A 14,272-nucleotide genomic window follows, 5' to 3' on the forward strand; every position below is an offset into this window, starting at 1 on the left:
TTCGGACCGTGGATCTCGGGTTGCAGGGGCGTGTGGTGCTGGTGGTCGGTGGGACCGGCTTCATCGGGCGGGCGGTCGTCGAACGGCTCCGTGGCGAGGGAGCGACGGCGATCGCCGCGTCTCGGAGCGTCGAGGACGGTGTGCCGATCGACGCTCGGGATGCCGGGTCGGTGACCGCGGGCGTGGAGGGCGTGGTCGCACAGCACGGCCGGCTCGATGGGCTGGTCGTCGCGGCGGCGCCGAGCGCGCGGACGCTGGACGCCTCGCGCCATGCCGATCCGGAGCAGGTGCTGGACGCTGTCGACGCGAAAGCGATGTCGTTCCTGCGCCTGGCCAATGCGGTGTTGCCGGTCATGACGGCGTCCGGCTTCGGGCGGATCGTCGGTGTGAGCGGACAGAACGCGTTCCTGACGGGGAACGTGACGGGCTCGGTGCGGAACGCGGCGCTGATCATCGCGGCCGCGAACCTCGCGGATAGCGTTGCGGGGTCCGGGGTCACGGTGAATACCGTCAACCCGGGGATCGTGGCTGCGTCACCGCGGAGCGCGGTGGAGGTGGGTCGGCCGGGGGAGTCGAGCCCTGCGCAGATCGCGGATCTGGTGGCGTTCCTGGTGTCGCCGCTCGCGGGGGCGATCTCGGGGGAGTCGATCGCCGTCGGTCACCGGGTTCGGGGTGTGACGTCGATGTGAAGCGGTTGCGGTTGGAGCCGGTGGGGCGGCCCGAGCACGTCGACGAGCTGTTGGCGCTCCACCGGGATCCGGCCGTGGCGGAGTGGTTCGGGGAGTGGACGCGCGAGCAGATCTCGTCCGAGGTCGCGCGGATGACTGCTGGATGGCGTGTCGACGGTGCGCACAAGTGGATGGCGTACGACCGGGTGACCGGCGCGGTCGTCGGGCGCGGAGGTTTGTCGCGCAAGTTCGTCGACGGCCGCGACCGGTGGGAGATCGGCTGGGTGCTGCACCACCGGTACTGGGGGCAGGGCTACGCGCACTCTGGACGGTGAGTCGTTCGTCCTGTATGCCCTGGAACGGGCTGCTCGCGACCGTCGATGAACAGGCGGAGGACTCCTGCCGGGCGCCCGGTACCACGGCCCGTGCTCCTACCGCGATCGCCCCGTTCCCCGGCGCGCCGTGGCCCGACAGCCCGGGGTTGAGCACCTCGCACTGGGTCGCGAACTTCGTACCGAGGCGGGTACCGGCGGGGGCGCGCGAAGCCCTCCAGGTGTTTCCCGGCCAGTGCATCTGTCATGCGGCCACGTTGGCACGTTCACGAGTCGTTTCGCCGGGTATCGCCAGAGCAAGCAGTGCGACACCTCGGAGGGGACGATGTTCGGAAAGAACCAGCGGGACAACGCGGGAAGAACCGACGACGACTACGACGTCGACGCAGCCGCGACCACCCGCACCGGCGACGACGCACCGGACGACCTGTCGACGGTGCCGCCGTCCGCGGGACCGGACAGCCCGACCGAACTCAAGGGCAAAGGCCTGTTCGCGGCGCTGAAGCGGACATTCAAGCAGTTCTCCAGCGACAACCTGTCGGACTGGGCGGCCGCGCTGACCTACTACGGCGTGCTGTCGATCTTCCCGGGCGCGATCGTGATCGTCTCGCTGCTCGGCCTGCTGGGCAGCGACGGCAAGGAGACCGTGACGAACGCGGTCAACGAGCTCGCGCCGAACAAGCAGCTGCAGGAACTCGTCGACACCGTCCTGACGCAGGTCAACGGTTCCGGCGGGGCCGGAATCGCAGCGATCATCGGTATTCTCGCCGCGTTCTGGTCGGCGTCCGGGTACGTGGCGGCGTTCATGCGCGCCTCGAACGCGGTCTACGACGTCCCCGAGGGGCGTCCGATCTGGAAGACGCTGCCGATCCGGGTGGGCGTCACCGCGGTCGTCGGGCTGATGCTGATCGTGTCCGCCGCGATCGTCATCTTCACCGGTGACCTCGCGCGAGTGGTCGGGGACCTGATCGGGCTCGGTGACGCAGCGGTCACCACCTGGAGCATCGTGAAGTGGCCGGTGCTGATCGTCTTGATCAGCCTGATGTTCGCGATCCTGTACTGGGCGTCGCCGAACGCCAAGACCGGTGGGTTCCGGTGGGTCAGCCCCGGTGGCATCTTCGCGGTGCTGCTGTGGATCGTGGCCTCGATCGCGTTCGCGCTCTACCTGGCCAACTTCGCCAGCTACAACAAGACGTACGGCACGCTGGCCGGCGTCATCGCGTTCCTCGTCTGGATGTGGATCAGCAACATCGCGATCCTGCTGGGCGCGGAACTCGACGCCGAGCTCGAGCGTGGCCGCGCGATCGCCGCGGGCCACGACCCGACGGACGAGCCGTTCCTCGAGCTGCGCGACGACCGCAAGATCAAGAAGGGCAGCGATCGGGGCCTGAGCACGAATTAGGCCGAACGCCCGCGTGCTGCCGTTCCGGAAGTCCGGCTGCGGATGCGCGGCTCGGCGTCAGCCCGCGGACCTACCAGCAGCGGTTCAGGAGCCGTGAGGGCTGATCGGAGTGGGATCGCCGACGAGCCAGCGGTGGCCGTACGGGTCGATGAAGCCGCCCTGCCGGTGCAGGCCCCACGGGGTCTCGTGGTCGCGCACCGGGTCGTGGTAGTTGGCCCCGGCCGCGGCGGCGCGTTCCAGCAGCGCGTCGGGATCGTCGGCGAACACCTCGACGCGTGCGGTCGTCGTCCCGAGCTCGACCGGACTCGCCCAGCCGCTGTTCTCGGGCTGCGCGACGAAGAACGGGGCGCCCAGCAGATCGAGGCCGACGACCGAGCCGCGGCTCCACAGCTCGGTCGCGCCGAGCGCGCGCTGGTACCACGCGGAGGCGGCAGGGGCGTCGGGGACGGCGAGCATGAGGGTGGCCCGGGCTCGCCGAGCGCCGGGATCAGGAGGAACTCATGGACGGTGAGCCGCTCCCCGGGCGCGTGACATCGGGCATCGTCCGCATCGGCGACACCGTGCGCCGGCCGGTCGGCCCGTGGACCGACTCCGTGGACGCGCTCCTGACCCACCTCCACCGCGTCGGTTTCCGGGGCGCGCCCCGCCCGCTGGGTCGCGACGAGCAGAACCGGCAGGTGCTCGAGTACGTGCCGGGCACGCTCGGCGATCACACGGGCACGTACTCACTGCCCGAACTGCGCGAGATCGGCGCGTTCGTCGCCGACTTCCACCGCGCCGTCGCGGACTTCACCGGCCCCACCGTCTGGAACCGCGTCATCCCGCCCGACCGGGAGGAGCTCGTCTGCCACCACGACGTCGCACCGTGGAACCTGGTCCGGTCCCCGCGTGGCTGGGTGCTGATCGACTGGGACGCCGCCGCGCCCGGCTCCCGCCTGTGGGAGCTCGCCTACGCCGCGCAGAGCATGGCCGGCCTACGCCCGGACCGTTCTCCGGAGGAGGCCGCCGAGCGCCTGGCCACGTTTGTCGACGGTTACGGTCTCGAACTTCCGCAGCGGACGACGCTCGTCAGCATGCTGGTACGCCGCGCCCGAGCCATGTACGACCTGCTGCGCCGGGGAGCGGAGCAGGGTGACGAGCCGTGGGCCACGATCTGGGTCACCGACGGCGAGTACTGGCGCACCACCGCCGACTATCTCGACCAGCACGGGAACGTCTGGCTCCGCGCGCTGATGCCGTGAACTGCATGATGCGTCAGGTAAGTTCGACGCTGTGGCTCTAGTCCTCGAGGTGCCGCCGCAGGGTCTCCATCGCGTCGGCGAGCGCCTCCAGTTGCGGTCCGTCCAGAGCGTCAGCGAAGAGTGTCCGGACGGGCTGCGAATGCGCGGTGGCCGCGTCGAGACAGGTGGCTCGTCCCTCGGCGGTGAGGTGCACCTCTGACCCGCGGCTGTCGGCGCGGTGCGTCTGACATCGGATCAGCCCGCGGCGCTCCATCCGTGCCAGGTGGTGCGAGAGCCGGCTCTGCTCCCAGCCGATCAGGCCCGCGAGCTCGACCGAACGCACCGGCTCGTCGCCGCGCTCGTGCAGCGTCACCAGGATCGGATAGTCGCTGCCCGACAGGCCGGAATCGGCCATCAGCAGACGGTCGGAGCGGTATCGCAGCAGCGCGGTGGTCTCGATCAGACCCCGCCAGGCCCGCAGTTCCAGCGCATTGAGCCGTCCTTCCACCTCGTGAAACTAGCGAAAGGAACCTCTCGTGGCGACGATCGAGGAACTCATGACGGCGAACCTCCTCGAGGTCTTCAACGAGCGTGACGGTGAGCGTCGTCGGGAGGCGATCCGCCGGACGTACGCGTCCGACGTGAAGTTCGCCGATCCCGACGAGATCGTCGTCGGTCACGACGCGCTCGACGCCAAGGCGCAGGGCATTCTCGACGGCGCGCCGGGGTTCGTGTTCACGCCCGCGGGCACGACGTACGTGAACAACGATTTGGGGTACCTCACCTGGAACTTCGGTCCGGAGGGGGCGCCGCCGGTCGTTCGCGGGGTCGACATCGCGCTGGTGCGCGACGGTGTGATCGCCAGCGTGTACACGCTGCTGCTGACCGACTGATGGTTGCTGTACTCGCCGTCCGGAGTCCCCGAGAGCTTGGGTGACGCCGCGGTGCCGCTGATCGGCGGGCCGCTCGTGCTGCTGCTCATCGCGACGTTGCTGCCGGCGTGGTGGGGGACACGTCGGCGGATTCCGGAGTTGCTCGCCGCCGAGTGAATCCGGCCGCGACAGTGACCGCAGCGATCCCGAGCAGCGTCGCCCGGTCGGCCCACGTGTCGGCGTTCCCGACCACGGCGAACAGCGTGTGGCCGACCAGCGCCCCGATCGCCACGCCGAACAGGTGCCCGGGCGTCCAGGCGACGCTCCACCGGCGCAGCACGTAGGCAGCCGCAGCCACCAGGGCCAGCGCGGCGATGACAGCCACGAGCGCCCAGAAACCACCGTCGGTGAACAGCGAGTGTTTCGCGTCGCCGAGCGGCCAGAGCAGCATGAAGAACCCGAACGTGGTCACCCCGGCAATCCCGGCCGCAACCGGCACCCGCGGCGGTGTCAGCACCCGGCCCCGAGGAACCCGCACCCGCAGACCGGCCACGATCACCACGACAGCCAGCACCGCGATCACCACCGCCGCGACCATCGGCACCGTGTACCCAGGATCCTCCGTCGGCGGCACGGCCACCCGCAGCACCAACGCCCCCAGCACCGCGACCACCCCGGACGCGATCACCCCACCGCGGCGCAGGTACAGCCCGCGTCCGAAGAAGTGCTCCACCAGCACGATCGGCACGACGATACTGAACACCGGGTGGTACACCAGGTTGAGCACCGTGTACGCGCTGTTCACGCCCAGGATCCGCGGCGCCCACTCGGCCGCCCCGTACAGGTGATGGCTGGTGAGGCCCTGCAGCACCAGGCCTTCCTCGACGAGCCCGTACGCGACACCCAGGATCAGCATGTTCGCCAGCCCACCGCCGGTGCGGCGCACGACCTCGCGGATCAGCAGCGCCCCACCGGAGTAGATCGGCGCGAAGATCGGCAGCACCCACAGCATCGAGAGCGGGATGTTGCCCATGCTCAGCTCGGCGACCAGTGGGACGAGCACGACCAGCAGCAGCGCGGCCCGGCGGTTGCGCGGCCGGGTGTCGGGCACCCGGGGGAACGCCTCCCGCACGACCCGCCGGTTCACCGCGACGATGAGCGCACCCAACAGCGCCAACTGCACGACCTGGACGCCCCGCAGCCAGCCGGGATAGGCGCCCGACACCAGTAACCACGCCACCGCGACGAATCCGAGCGCCGACAGGATCCGCACCCGCCGATAGGCCCCGGCGACACCCGCGAGCAGTTGCCGCGCTATCCGGACGTAAAGCATCGCGACGAGGAGAACGAGAACGGAGCGCGTCCACGTGGTGATGTCCGAGGGAAGGAAGACGAGCGTCAGAACCGCGAACACGACGCTGACGGACAGGCTCGCGACGAGCAGTTTCACGACGAGGCGTACGGCGTTGTTCGGCATGCTTCCACGCTAGGAATTCGCCGGTCAGCGCACCTCCGGCGCGATGCTGGTCTTGGGTCTACGACTTCAGGATGAGGGCCGCGGACGCACCAACCCGAGGTCGTAGGCCAGCACGACCGCCTGCACCCGGTCGCGCACGCCGAGCTTGCGCAGGATCGCCGACACGTGCGTCTTGACGGTCGCCTCGGTAACCACGAGCCGGGCGGCGATCTCCGCGTTCGACGAGCCCCGGGCCAGCAACCCCAGCACCTCGCGCTCCCGTTCGGTCAGCGTCCGGAGGCTGCCGGTCGGCGCCGACGGTGTGACGTCGGTGGCCACGAACCGGTCCAGCAGCCGACGGGTCATCGCCGGCGCGAGCAGCGCTTCACCGCGGGCGACCACCCGGATCGCGTCGACCAGATCGGACGGGCGCACGTCCTTGAGCAGGAACCCGCTCGCACCGGCCCGCAGCGCCGCGTACAGCGGTTCCTCCAGATCGTAGGTCGTCAGGATGATGACCTTCGGCGCGTCCGCGGCGGCGGTGAGCCGGGCGGTGGCCGAGATCCCGTCGGTGCCCGGCATCCGGACGTCCATCAGCACGACGTCGGGACGGGTCTGTGCGGCGAGCCGGATCGCTTCCTCGCCGTCACCGGCCTCACCGACGACGGTGAGGTCGTCGCGGGCGTCCAGGATCATCCGGAAGCCCGACCGCACCAACTCTTGGTCGTCGGCGATCAGCACCGTGATCACCGGGACACCGGCAACCGGGCGTCGACCTCGAAGCCACCCTCGGGCCGGGGACCCGCCGCCAGCGACCCGCCGAGCAGCGCCGCCCGCTCACGCATCCCGAGCAGCCCGTGCCCGGCCTTGCCCGGCTGCCCACCGGTGCCGTCGTCCCGAACCCGCACACAGACCTCCGCCTCGCTGACCTGCACCAACACCTCTGCGTGCGACGCCGCCGCGTGGCGCAGCGTGTTCGTCAGCGCCTCCTGCACGATCCGGTACGCGGAGAGCTGCACGCTGCTCGGCACGTCGGCGTCCCCCTCGCGCGTGACCGACACCCGCAGCCCCGCCTCGCCCATCGTGCCCGCGAGCCGGTCCACATCGGCCAGCGTCGGCTGCGGTCCGGTCTCGTCGTCGTCCGCGCGCACCGACCGCAGGAACCAGCGCAGCTCCGCCAGCGCCTCCCGGCCCGCCTGCTCGGTGCGCTGCAGCGCCGCCCTCGCCTGCTGCGGGTCGTGCTCGAACACGTCGTCCGCCGCGGCCGCCTGCACCACCATGACCGACACCGTATGCGACAACACGTCGTGCAACTCACGGGCGATCCTCGCCCGCTCCTCCAATACTGCTTGCCGACGTTCTGCGGCCCGCCGCGCCCCGCGGGCCCGCACCAGCGCGCCCCAGCTCCAGGCCAGGAGCACCGCACCCGCGAGCAGCCCGGCGGACTGCCAGCGGCCGTGCACCGCGGCCGGACCGCACACCGCGAGGGCCGCGGCCGGCAGGATCCAGAGTGTCTCCGAGGCCGGCCGCAGCCACGCGTACGTGCACAGCACCACGAACACGATGCCGGGGCCGAACGCCGGCACCAGGAGCTGCAGGCCGGCGCTCGCCAGCAGGGTGACCACCGTGGCCGGTAAGGGCCGGACCGCGAGCCACCACACCGCCGCGGCCTGCACGGCGATCAACAGCACTTCGGGGACGACGTGCTGCCCCAGGAACAGCACCGGCGACGACACGACCACTGACGCGACGACGAACACCGCCCGTAATCGACGGGGGAACTGCGCCGTGTACCGGTCTGCCATGGTTCAGACGCTACCGGCGCCGAACATGGCAGCCGCCTCGCGTCCGGCGACGTGATTGGCGTCGATGTATGGACGTAGTTGGTGTTCGTAGGCGCGGAAGGCGGCTTCGGGGTCTTTGTCCGCGAGGTGTTCGGCCAGGGTGCGGGCGCCGATCAGCGCCTGGGAGGTGCCCATGCCGCTGGTCGGAGCGGCGCAGTAGCCGGCGTCGCCGACCAGCGCGACCCGGCCGCGGTGCCACGTGTCGAGTTCGACCTGGCAGGTGGAGGCGAAGTAGTAGTCGTCGGCGGTGCTCATCGCGTCGAGGAGGTCGGGGACGATCCAGCCGTGGTCGGCGAACGCGGTGCGGACCGCGTGTTCCTGGTCGGCGCGGCTCCGGCGGTCCAGGGCGGCGGAGGCGGTGGCGAACGAGAGGCTGACGGTCATCCGGTCGCCGGTGCCGAACGCGTAGAGCGCGGTGCCGCTGCCCGGTTGGAGGACGCCGTTGAGGTCGAGGCCGAGGACGTTGTCGGTGCTGAAGCCGGCGCCGGACATGCCGAGGTGTTTCAGGCCGTCGCCGAACACGAGTTCGCGGACCGTGGAGTGGACGCCGTCGGCGCCGATGACGAGGTCGAAGTCGCGGGTCTCGTGGCGTTCGAAGTGGACCGTCTGCTCGTCCAGCGTCGTGATCGAGTCGCCGAAGAGGTACTCGACGTCGTCCGTGGTGATGCGGTGCAGGATGCGCGTGAGCTCGTGTTTGGGCACCTCGAGGTCGCCGCCGAACGCTTCGGCGCCCCAGCGGTCGATCTCGGTGCCGTTCGCGTCGACGAGCGACGTGTGGCGCATGCCGGTCGCGTGGGTGCGGACCTCGTCGAGGATGCCCATTTCGGCGAGGACGTCGAGCGCGTCGCCGCGGAAGTCGACGGCGTAGCCGCTGTCCCGGAGCGCCGGCGCACGTTCGACGACGGTGACCTCGTAGCCGACCCGACGGAGGAACCAGGCGAGCGTGGGGCCGGCCACGCTTGCTCCCGAGATGAGGACGGAGGTTGTCATGCCGGAGAGTTTATCCATATGGATTAACCAAATGGATTAAAATTTCTGTCATGGGAAATCGGGAGGACCTGCTCCGGGGCGCCAAGCAGTGCCTGATCGAGCGCGGCTGGGCGCACACGACGGTGCGGGACGTCGCGGACGCGGCCGGCGTCAACCACGCGGCGATCGGCTACCACTTCGGCAGCAAGGACGCGCTGCTCACGCAGGCTCTGGTCGAGGCGGTGGGGGAGCTGTCCGAGGAGTTGGCGCGCCGGGTACCGGTGGAGTCGCCGGAAGAGCGGTGGCAGGCGCTGATCGACACGTTCACCACCCACCGGCGGCTGTGGGTGGCGCAGTTGGAAGCCGCTGTTCAGGCCGAGCGCTCGTCCGAGGTGCGCGAGTATCTCGCGGCGGGGCAGCGGGAAGGGCGGGAAGGGCTCGGCGGGTCGGTGCCACTCGCGTTGTTGAGCGGGTTGATGCTGCAGTGGCTCGTGGATCCGGCGAACGCGCCGAGCGCCTCCGAGGCGCTCACCGAGCTCGGCGAGTTCGCCGCGGAGGTGGGGACATGACCGACACTCTTTTCGTCTACGGGACCGTGGCGCCCGGGGAGCCCAACGCGCACGTGCTGGCCGACGTGCCGGGCACGTGGGAGCCCGGCTCGGTGCGGGGGCACCTGCTGCCCGACGGCTAGGGCGCCGCGCTGGGCTTCCCCGGGATCGGCGGCTACGGGACGCCTATATCTCCACGTTGCGGCGTTAGGGCGGGACGGCCGGACGCGTCGGGTACGCGGCGATCAGGCCGCTTCGGGCGCGCCGAACCAGCGGGGGAGGTGGGCGTCGAGATCGTCCTGGTCGTCGCCGATCCACGCGACGTGGCCGTCGGGGCGGAGGAGCACGGCGGGCGCGTCGAGCTCCTCGCTGACGTCGGCGACGAGGTCGACACGGTCGGACCAGCCCTCGACCGAGAGCCGGCCGGTCTGGTCGAGCAACAGGCCGCGGCCTTCGTGCATGCGCTCGTACAGGCGACCGCCCTTCAGATTGACGTCACGCAAGCGCCGTCCGAGCAGCTCGGGGCCGTCACCGAAGTCGTAGCGGATGCCGGTGCCGATGCCCTTCTCGATCAGGAACCGGTGCACCTCCGCGAAGTTCATGATCTGCGAGAGCAGGGTGCGGACGGCCTGCGGGCCGGGGTCGTTGGACAGCAGGAGCATCTGGGCGCGGGTGAGGTTCAGGACGTCCGCGGCCACCGGGCGCCGCTCCGCCTCGTAGGTGTCGAGCAGGGTTTCCGGTGCCCAACCACCAACTGCGGCCGCGAGCTTCCAGCCCAGGTTGAACGCGTCCTGAACGCCGAGGTTGAGACCCTGGCCGCCGACCGGTGGATGGACGTGCGCTGCGTCGCCGGCGAGGAAGACCCGGCCCGCGCGGTAGTGGTCGGCGAGCCGGGTGGCGTCGCCGAAGCGGGACATCCAGCGCGGGGAGTGCACCCCGAAGTCCGTGCCGGCGACCTGGGTGAGCCGCTGCTTGAAGTCGTCGAGCGTCGGGGGGACGGTCCGGTCCTCGGCGACGCTCGCGGCCGGGGCGAGCACGCGGTAGGCGCCGTCGCCGATGGGGCCGAGTCCGAACAGCTTTTCGGTCTTGCGGAGTTCGATGACCGTTTCGGTGATGAACTGCGGGTCCGCTGTCACTTCCATCTCGCCGAGGAGGGCCTCGACGGTGGGGGGTTCGCCGGGGAAGGGGATGTTCAGCAGTTTGCGGACGGTGCTGCGGCCGCCGTCGCTGCCGACGAGGTAGCGGGCTTTGATCGTCGTGCCGTCGTTCAGGGTGGCGGTGACTTCGTGGTGGTCCTGGCTCAGGGCGGTGAGTTCGGCGCCGCGCCGGATCTCGGCGCCGAGTTCGGTGGCGCGCTCGGTGAGCAGACGGTCGGTGACCGGCTGGGGCAGGCCGAGGGTGTAACCGTGCGCGGTGTCCATCTGGTCGGGCCATGGCTTGTCGATGCCGGCGAACGAGCCGCCCATCTTCGGGTACTGCGTGCCGACCGCGAGGAACCGCTCGAGCAGCCCGCGCTGGTCCATCACCTCGATGCTGCGGACGTGCAGTCCGAGCGATCGGACGACCTTGCTGGGTTCGATCTCCTTCTCCAGCACGACGGTGTGGACGCCGTGCAGTCGTAGCTCACTCGCGAGCATCATGCCGGTCGGTCCGCCGCCGGCAATGATGACGTCGATCATGAGGAAATCCCCGTTCCTGCAGGTGATCTGCTTACGGTCGGCGATTCTGCGCCTTGACCCGGGGCTTGTGGCAAGCCTCCCCATGCCTTATATGTTGAAGTGGGGGTTAGTCAGAACAGCGTGGGGTGCCTGCGGTACCCAGCACCACCTCGTCGGTGCAGGTTCCGGAGAGGAACCGCCAGGCGGGGAAGCGGTCGAGGTGCGTGGTGAGCAGCGCCGTGCCGGCCGGGAGAATCTTCCCGCGGACGGCACGATGCAGATGGACGAGATCTTCGGACGGGCCGGGTGCGAGGGTGCCTTGTACGTCGCTGGAATAACAAGCCCAGACACAATCCACTATCGCGCCGGACGAACAATGGCACCGGCGTCGGTGGTGAAGGTGCAGATCGCGCCCGGCAGGGTGCGGACGACGCCACGATCAACGCGGCGATGGGAACCGCAGCCGCCACCGCGATCGGCACCCTGCGCACGTCAGTCCATTCCGGACCATAGGCTTTTCGCTGCTGTTCCCACGACAGCAGATCGACTCTGGTCCAGAAAGGACTGTCTCGATCTCGCTCGGGGCGGACGTGCACGGCCGGATCCACGCGATCGAGCTCATCGGCCCGAGCGCGTCCAAGCGCTGACCGGGCTGGAGTTCGACGACTTCGCGGTGGTCGCTCCGGACCTGCTGCTCGCTTCTACGGTGGAGGACCCGTCCGGTCCGTTCGGGTCCGCGCTGCTCGCCGCTCCGGGCTACTACGACGGCCCGGTCAGGTAGCGGTGAAGAGGACGGCGCGGCCGGAGGCGGCGGCTCGTTGGTAGAAGGCTCGCACGTCGGAGAAGTGGGGCCAGACGTAGTCGAAGTCGTCGGTGTCGAGCCGGGCGCGTAGCCACAACTCATCGAGCGACAGCAACGCCGTGGCCACGTCCTGCACCTCGGCAGGCTCGACGTACACCACGTAGTAGTCCCCGTGCAGGTGATCACCGCCGAGCACCGCGTGCGACAACGGATAGCCGCTCCGGGCGAGGCACCGGTCGATCGCCTTCCACGCCTGGTCGGTGTCGACCTTCAGCTCGTCCTCGGCCCAGGACTCCTCGAGCTCCTCGAGGAACTCCCCGACCTCCTCGTCGTCGCCCGCGGCAGCGAGCAACGCCGACGCCTGCGCCGACGTGATGGCGAAGTGCACACCCAGCATGTGCGCGATCATGCCAAGGCGAACGCCGGCAGCTACCCGGTGGCCGAGTGCCTGAGCACGATCCTGATCGAGGAGTGGCAGCACCGCCTCTACGCCGAGCGGGACCTCGCGTCGCTCCGGACCTAGCCTGTGTCGGCCCGCGAACAGTGCCACCGTTGCGGGCGGAACGGTTTTCGTCTGGTGACGCGTGAACACTGAACGGACCAGCGACGGGGGACTACCTGAGATAGGAGACGACGATGAGCTGCCACGCCAACTGCGACTGCGAATTCCGCTACGACAACACCTGGGACTACGGCTGTGACACGTCGCGGCGCCGTCGCTCCGCTCGGGGCTACAAGGGCCGCTCGAAGGACTACTGGGACGGCTTCACCGGCCGCTGATCCAGGTAGGCCGGGAGGTCGTGCAGGGTGAGGATCTGGCCGTCGGTGGCGGTCGCTCCGGGGGTTCGGACGATGTGGACGGCGCGCAGGCCGGCGGCCTGCGCGCCGAGGACGTCGACCACGTGGTCGTCGCCGACGTAGACGGTCTCCTCGGGTTCCGAGCCCAGGCGCCGGCACGCCTCGTGGAACGCGCGCGGGTCCGGTTTGGCGGCGCCCAGCTCGTCCGCGCTCACGACGACGTCGAGCAGGTGGGCGAGCCCGAGCGCCCGGACCTTGGCGTTCTGCTGTGCGGCGGTGCCGTTGGTCAGGACGCCGGTGCGCAGACCGGCGTCGCGCAGCGCGGTGAGCGTGGCGACCTCGTCGTCGTAACCGCACCACGCCTGCCGGTAGGCGGCGAGGTAGCCGTCGGCGTAGAGCGTGTCGAGTTCGGCGTCCGTGGCCGGGACCGGCGTGCCCAGCGCGGGGAGGAACGCTCGCAGCCGGCGACGGCGCTGTTCGGCGTGCGTGACCGTGCCGTCGAGCCAGGCCTGGTAGTGCTCCGCCTCGGCGGCGAACCAGAGGTCGACGAGCTCGTCGGTGAGGGACCGACCCAGCCAGGTGCGGAGACCTGCGACCGCGGAGCCGTGGTGGTCGAAGAGGGTTCCGTCGAGGTCGAACAGGGCGGCGGTGAGGGTCATGCGCGGGTCCCGTCGAGGCGGCGCAGGGGGCGTCATACCGCGATGATCGAGCACCTGTGCCCCTACACCCAGCTCGGTAGCCAGACGTCGGCGGAGGCCAGGTGGCTGCCGTCGAAATGGTTGCGCAGTTCGGCGAGGGCGGGGTGGCGGTTGTCCTCGCGCCAGATCAGCGACATCGGGTAGACCGGCGTCGGATCGCACACCGGGATCCGGCGCAGGTCGTAGCGGTCCGGCCACAGGTAGCGCGAGCCTTCGCCGACCAGGGTGGCCAGCGTCGGTGACTCGGCGATGTCGGCGATCTGGGCCTCGTAGCCGAAGACCGGGCCGTCCCGGTCGATCGTGAGCCCGAATGCGGCGGCCAGCTCGTCGTAGTACGCCGACCACTCGGTGCCAGCGGCCATGCCCGCCATCCAGATGCGGTGCGCGGCCAGTTCCGCGAGCGTCACCGAGGGGGCGCCGGCCAACGGGTGCAGCGGGCCGACGAGGAGCTGGTGCGCGTCGTCGATCACCCGCCGCGAGAGGATGCCGGTCGGCAGCGCGCGCGGTGGTACGGCGTGGAACGTGGCGTCGATCGTGCCAGCTTCGACGGCTGCGACCGCGGTGTGCACGTCGGCGACGAGCGTCACGACGTCCAGACCGACGTCCGGATGCAGTCGGTAGAACTCCTGCAGGTGCGTCGCCGCCGCCACCCGCCGGCTGACGACGTCGACGCGCAGCGCGCGGCGGCCGGGGCGCACGGACGCGTCGGCGCGGTCGGCCACCCGTAGCAGCTCGCGGGCGTGCGGCAGGAACGCCCGGCCGTCGACGGTGAGCTGCACACCGCGCGGGGTCCGGGCGAACAGCCGCACGTCCAGGTCCTTCTCCAGCGCCGCGATGCGACGCGAGACGCCCTGCTGGGTGATCGACAGGTCAGCGGCCGCTTCCTGGAACTGGCCGGTGTCCGCGGCGGCGACGAACGTGCGCACGGCGTCGAGATCCACGACGCAGACCGTATACGCACAACACGGCGTTGTGACTCGCGGACGATCGCGTTGTTTGATCGGA

At 70.3% G+C, this 14,272-nt stretch carries 19 protein-coding genes; 9 read left to right on the top strand and 10 right to left on the bottom strand.

Annotated elements, in window-relative coordinates; translation table 11 throughout:
• Positions 1–8: 8 nt before the first annotated feature.
• The 3 genes from ACGFY5_RS24485 (at position 9) to ACGFY5_RS24495 (ending at position 2,402) form a co-directional block, all read left to right on the top strand.
• Positions 9–689, top strand: a complete 681-nt coding sequence (locus ACGFY5_RS24485) for an SDR family NAD(P)-dependent oxidoreductase (RefSeq protein WP_392723182.1) — start codon at positions 9–11, stop codon at positions 687–689.
• A complete protein-coding gene (locus ACGFY5_RS24490) occupies positions 686–1,003 on the top strand; it encodes a GNAT family N-acetyltransferase (protein WP_392723184.1) in 318 nt (105 codons plus the stop codon). Before ACGFY5_RS24485 ends, ACGFY5_RS24490 begins: the two co-directional genes overlap by 4 nt.
• A gap of 322 nt (positions 1,004–1,325) precedes the next feature.
• Positions 1,326–2,402 carry a YihY/virulence factor BrkB family protein gene (locus tag ACGFY5_RS24495; RefSeq protein ID WP_392723186.1) on the top strand — a complete coding sequence of 359 codons (1,077 nt, stop codon included), beginning with the start codon at positions 1,326–1,328 and terminating at the stop codon, positions 2,400–2,402.
• Positions 2,403–2,486: 84 nt separating this feature from the next.
• Here the strand turns inward: ACGFY5_RS24495 and ACGFY5_RS24500 are convergent, their stop codons facing one another.
• Entirely contained in the window at positions 2,487–2,858 is a 372-nt protein-coding gene (locus tag ACGFY5_RS24500) for a VOC family protein (protein ID WP_392723188.1), read from the bottom strand.
• A 44-nt stretch (positions 2,859–2,902) separates the two neighbouring features.
• On the opposite strand from ACGFY5_RS24500, the gene ACGFY5_RS24505 reads away from it, so the two are divergent.
• Positions 2,903–3,643 carry a phosphotransferase gene (locus ACGFY5_RS24505; RefSeq protein ID WP_392723190.1) on the top strand — a complete coding sequence of 247 codons (741 nt, stop codon included), beginning with the start codon at positions 2,903–2,905 and terminating at the stop codon, positions 3,641–3,643.
• Positions 3,644–3,680: 37 nt separating this feature from the next.
• Here the strand turns inward: ACGFY5_RS24505 and ACGFY5_RS24510 are convergent, their stop codons facing one another.
• A complete protein-coding gene (locus ACGFY5_RS24510; protein WP_392723192.1) occupies positions 3,681–4,130 on the bottom strand; it encodes a MarR family winged helix-turn-helix transcriptional regulator in 450 nt (149 codons plus the stop codon).
• A 28-nt stretch (positions 4,131–4,158) separates the two neighbouring features.
• Between ACGFY5_RS24510 and ACGFY5_RS24515 the strand changes: the two genes are divergently transcribed.
• A complete protein-coding gene (locus ACGFY5_RS24515) occupies positions 4,159–4,515 on the top strand; it encodes a nuclear transport factor 2 family protein (protein WP_392723194.1) in 357 nt (118 codons plus the stop codon).
• Between the two features lie 85 nt (positions 4,516–4,600).
• Here ACGFY5_RS24515 and ACGFY5_RS24520 read toward each other — a convergent pair whose 3' ends face one another.
• From ACGFY5_RS24520 to ACGFY5_RS24535, 4 genes are all read right to left on the bottom strand, one after another.
• Positions 4,601–5,971, bottom strand: coding sequence for a hypothetical protein (locus ACGFY5_RS24520; protein WP_392723196.1), 1,371 nt, complete (start codon positions 5,969–5,971; stop codon positions 4,601–4,603).
• 66 nt (positions 5,972–6,037) lie between these two features.
• On the bottom strand, positions 6,038–6,700 hold the full coding sequence (locus ACGFY5_RS24525; protein WP_392723198.1) for a response regulator: 663 nt from the start codon (positions 6,698–6,700) through the stop codon (positions 6,038–6,040).
• Complete coding sequence (locus tag ACGFY5_RS24530) at positions 6,697–7,755, bottom strand: sensor histidine kinase (RefSeq protein ID WP_392723200.1); 1,059 nt, start codon at positions 7,753–7,755, stop codon at positions 6,697–6,699. Before ACGFY5_RS24530 ends, ACGFY5_RS24525 begins: the two co-directional genes overlap by 4 nt.
• Positions 7,756–7,758: 3 nt before the next feature.
• The gene (locus tag ACGFY5_RS24535; RefSeq protein WP_392723202.1) at positions 7,759–8,784 is read right to left on the bottom strand and encodes an FAD-dependent monooxygenase; all 1,026 of its coding nucleotides are present in this window, start codon (positions 8,782–8,784) and stop codon (positions 7,759–7,761) included.
• A gap of 50 nt (positions 8,785–8,834) precedes the next feature.
• Here ACGFY5_RS24535 and ACGFY5_RS24540 point away from each other — a divergent pair, with 50 nt between their 5' ends.
• Together ACGFY5_RS24540 and ACGFY5_RS24545 are read left to right on the top strand one after the other, a co-directional pair.
• Positions 8,835–9,332 (top strand): TetR/AcrR family transcriptional regulator, encoded by a 498-nt coding sequence (locus ACGFY5_RS24540; protein ID WP_392723204.1) that lies wholly within the window; start codon positions 8,835–8,837, stop codon positions 9,330–9,332.
• Positions 9,329–9,454 (top strand): hypothetical protein, encoded by a 126-nt coding sequence (locus ACGFY5_RS24545; RefSeq protein ID WP_392723206.1) that lies wholly within the window; start codon positions 9,329–9,331, stop codon positions 9,452–9,454. Before ACGFY5_RS24540 ends, ACGFY5_RS24545 begins: the two co-directional genes overlap by 4 nt.
• 102 nt (positions 9,455–9,556) lie before the next feature.
• Here ACGFY5_RS24545 and rox read toward each other — a convergent pair whose 3' ends face one another.
• Positions 9,557–10,990, bottom strand: a complete 1,434-nt coding sequence (gene rox, locus ACGFY5_RS24550) for a rifampin monooxygenase (RefSeq protein WP_392723208.1) — start codon at positions 10,988–10,990, stop codon at positions 9,557–9,559.
• 752 nt (positions 10,991–11,742) lie between these two features.
• A complete protein-coding gene (locus ACGFY5_RS24555; protein WP_392723210.1) occupies positions 11,743–12,168 on the bottom strand; it encodes a DUF1877 family protein in 426 nt (141 codons plus the stop codon).
• On the opposite strand from ACGFY5_RS24555, the gene ACGFY5_RS24560 reads away from it, so the two are divergent.
• On the top strand, positions 12,169–12,294 hold the full coding sequence (locus ACGFY5_RS24560) for a hypothetical protein (RefSeq protein ID WP_392723212.1): 126 nt from the start codon (positions 12,169–12,171) through the stop codon (positions 12,292–12,294).
• 113 nt (positions 12,295–12,407) lie between these two features.
• Positions 12,408–12,551 carry a hypothetical protein gene (locus ACGFY5_RS24565; RefSeq protein WP_392723214.1) on the top strand — a complete coding sequence of 48 codons (144 nt, stop codon included), beginning with the start codon at positions 12,408–12,410 and terminating at the stop codon, positions 12,549–12,551.
• Here ACGFY5_RS24565 and ACGFY5_RS24570 read toward each other — a convergent pair.
• Positions 12,524–13,228, bottom strand: coding sequence for an HAD family hydrolase (locus ACGFY5_RS24570; RefSeq protein WP_392723216.1), 705 nt, complete (start codon positions 13,226–13,228; stop codon positions 12,524–12,526). The two genes, ACGFY5_RS24565 and ACGFY5_RS24570, sit on opposite strands and share 28 nt — an antisense overlap.
• 62 nt (positions 13,229–13,290) lie before the next feature.
• Entirely contained in the window at positions 13,291–14,208 is a 918-nt protein-coding gene (locus ACGFY5_RS24575) for a LysR family transcriptional regulator (RefSeq protein WP_392723218.1), read from the bottom strand.
• Positions 14,209–14,272: the final 64 nt, after the last annotated feature.

Source organism: Cryptosporangium sp. NPDC048952 (assembly GCF_043197895.1).
Classification (GTDB): Bacteria; Actinomycetota; Actinomycetes; order Mycobacteriales; family Cryptosporangiaceae; genus Cryptosporangium.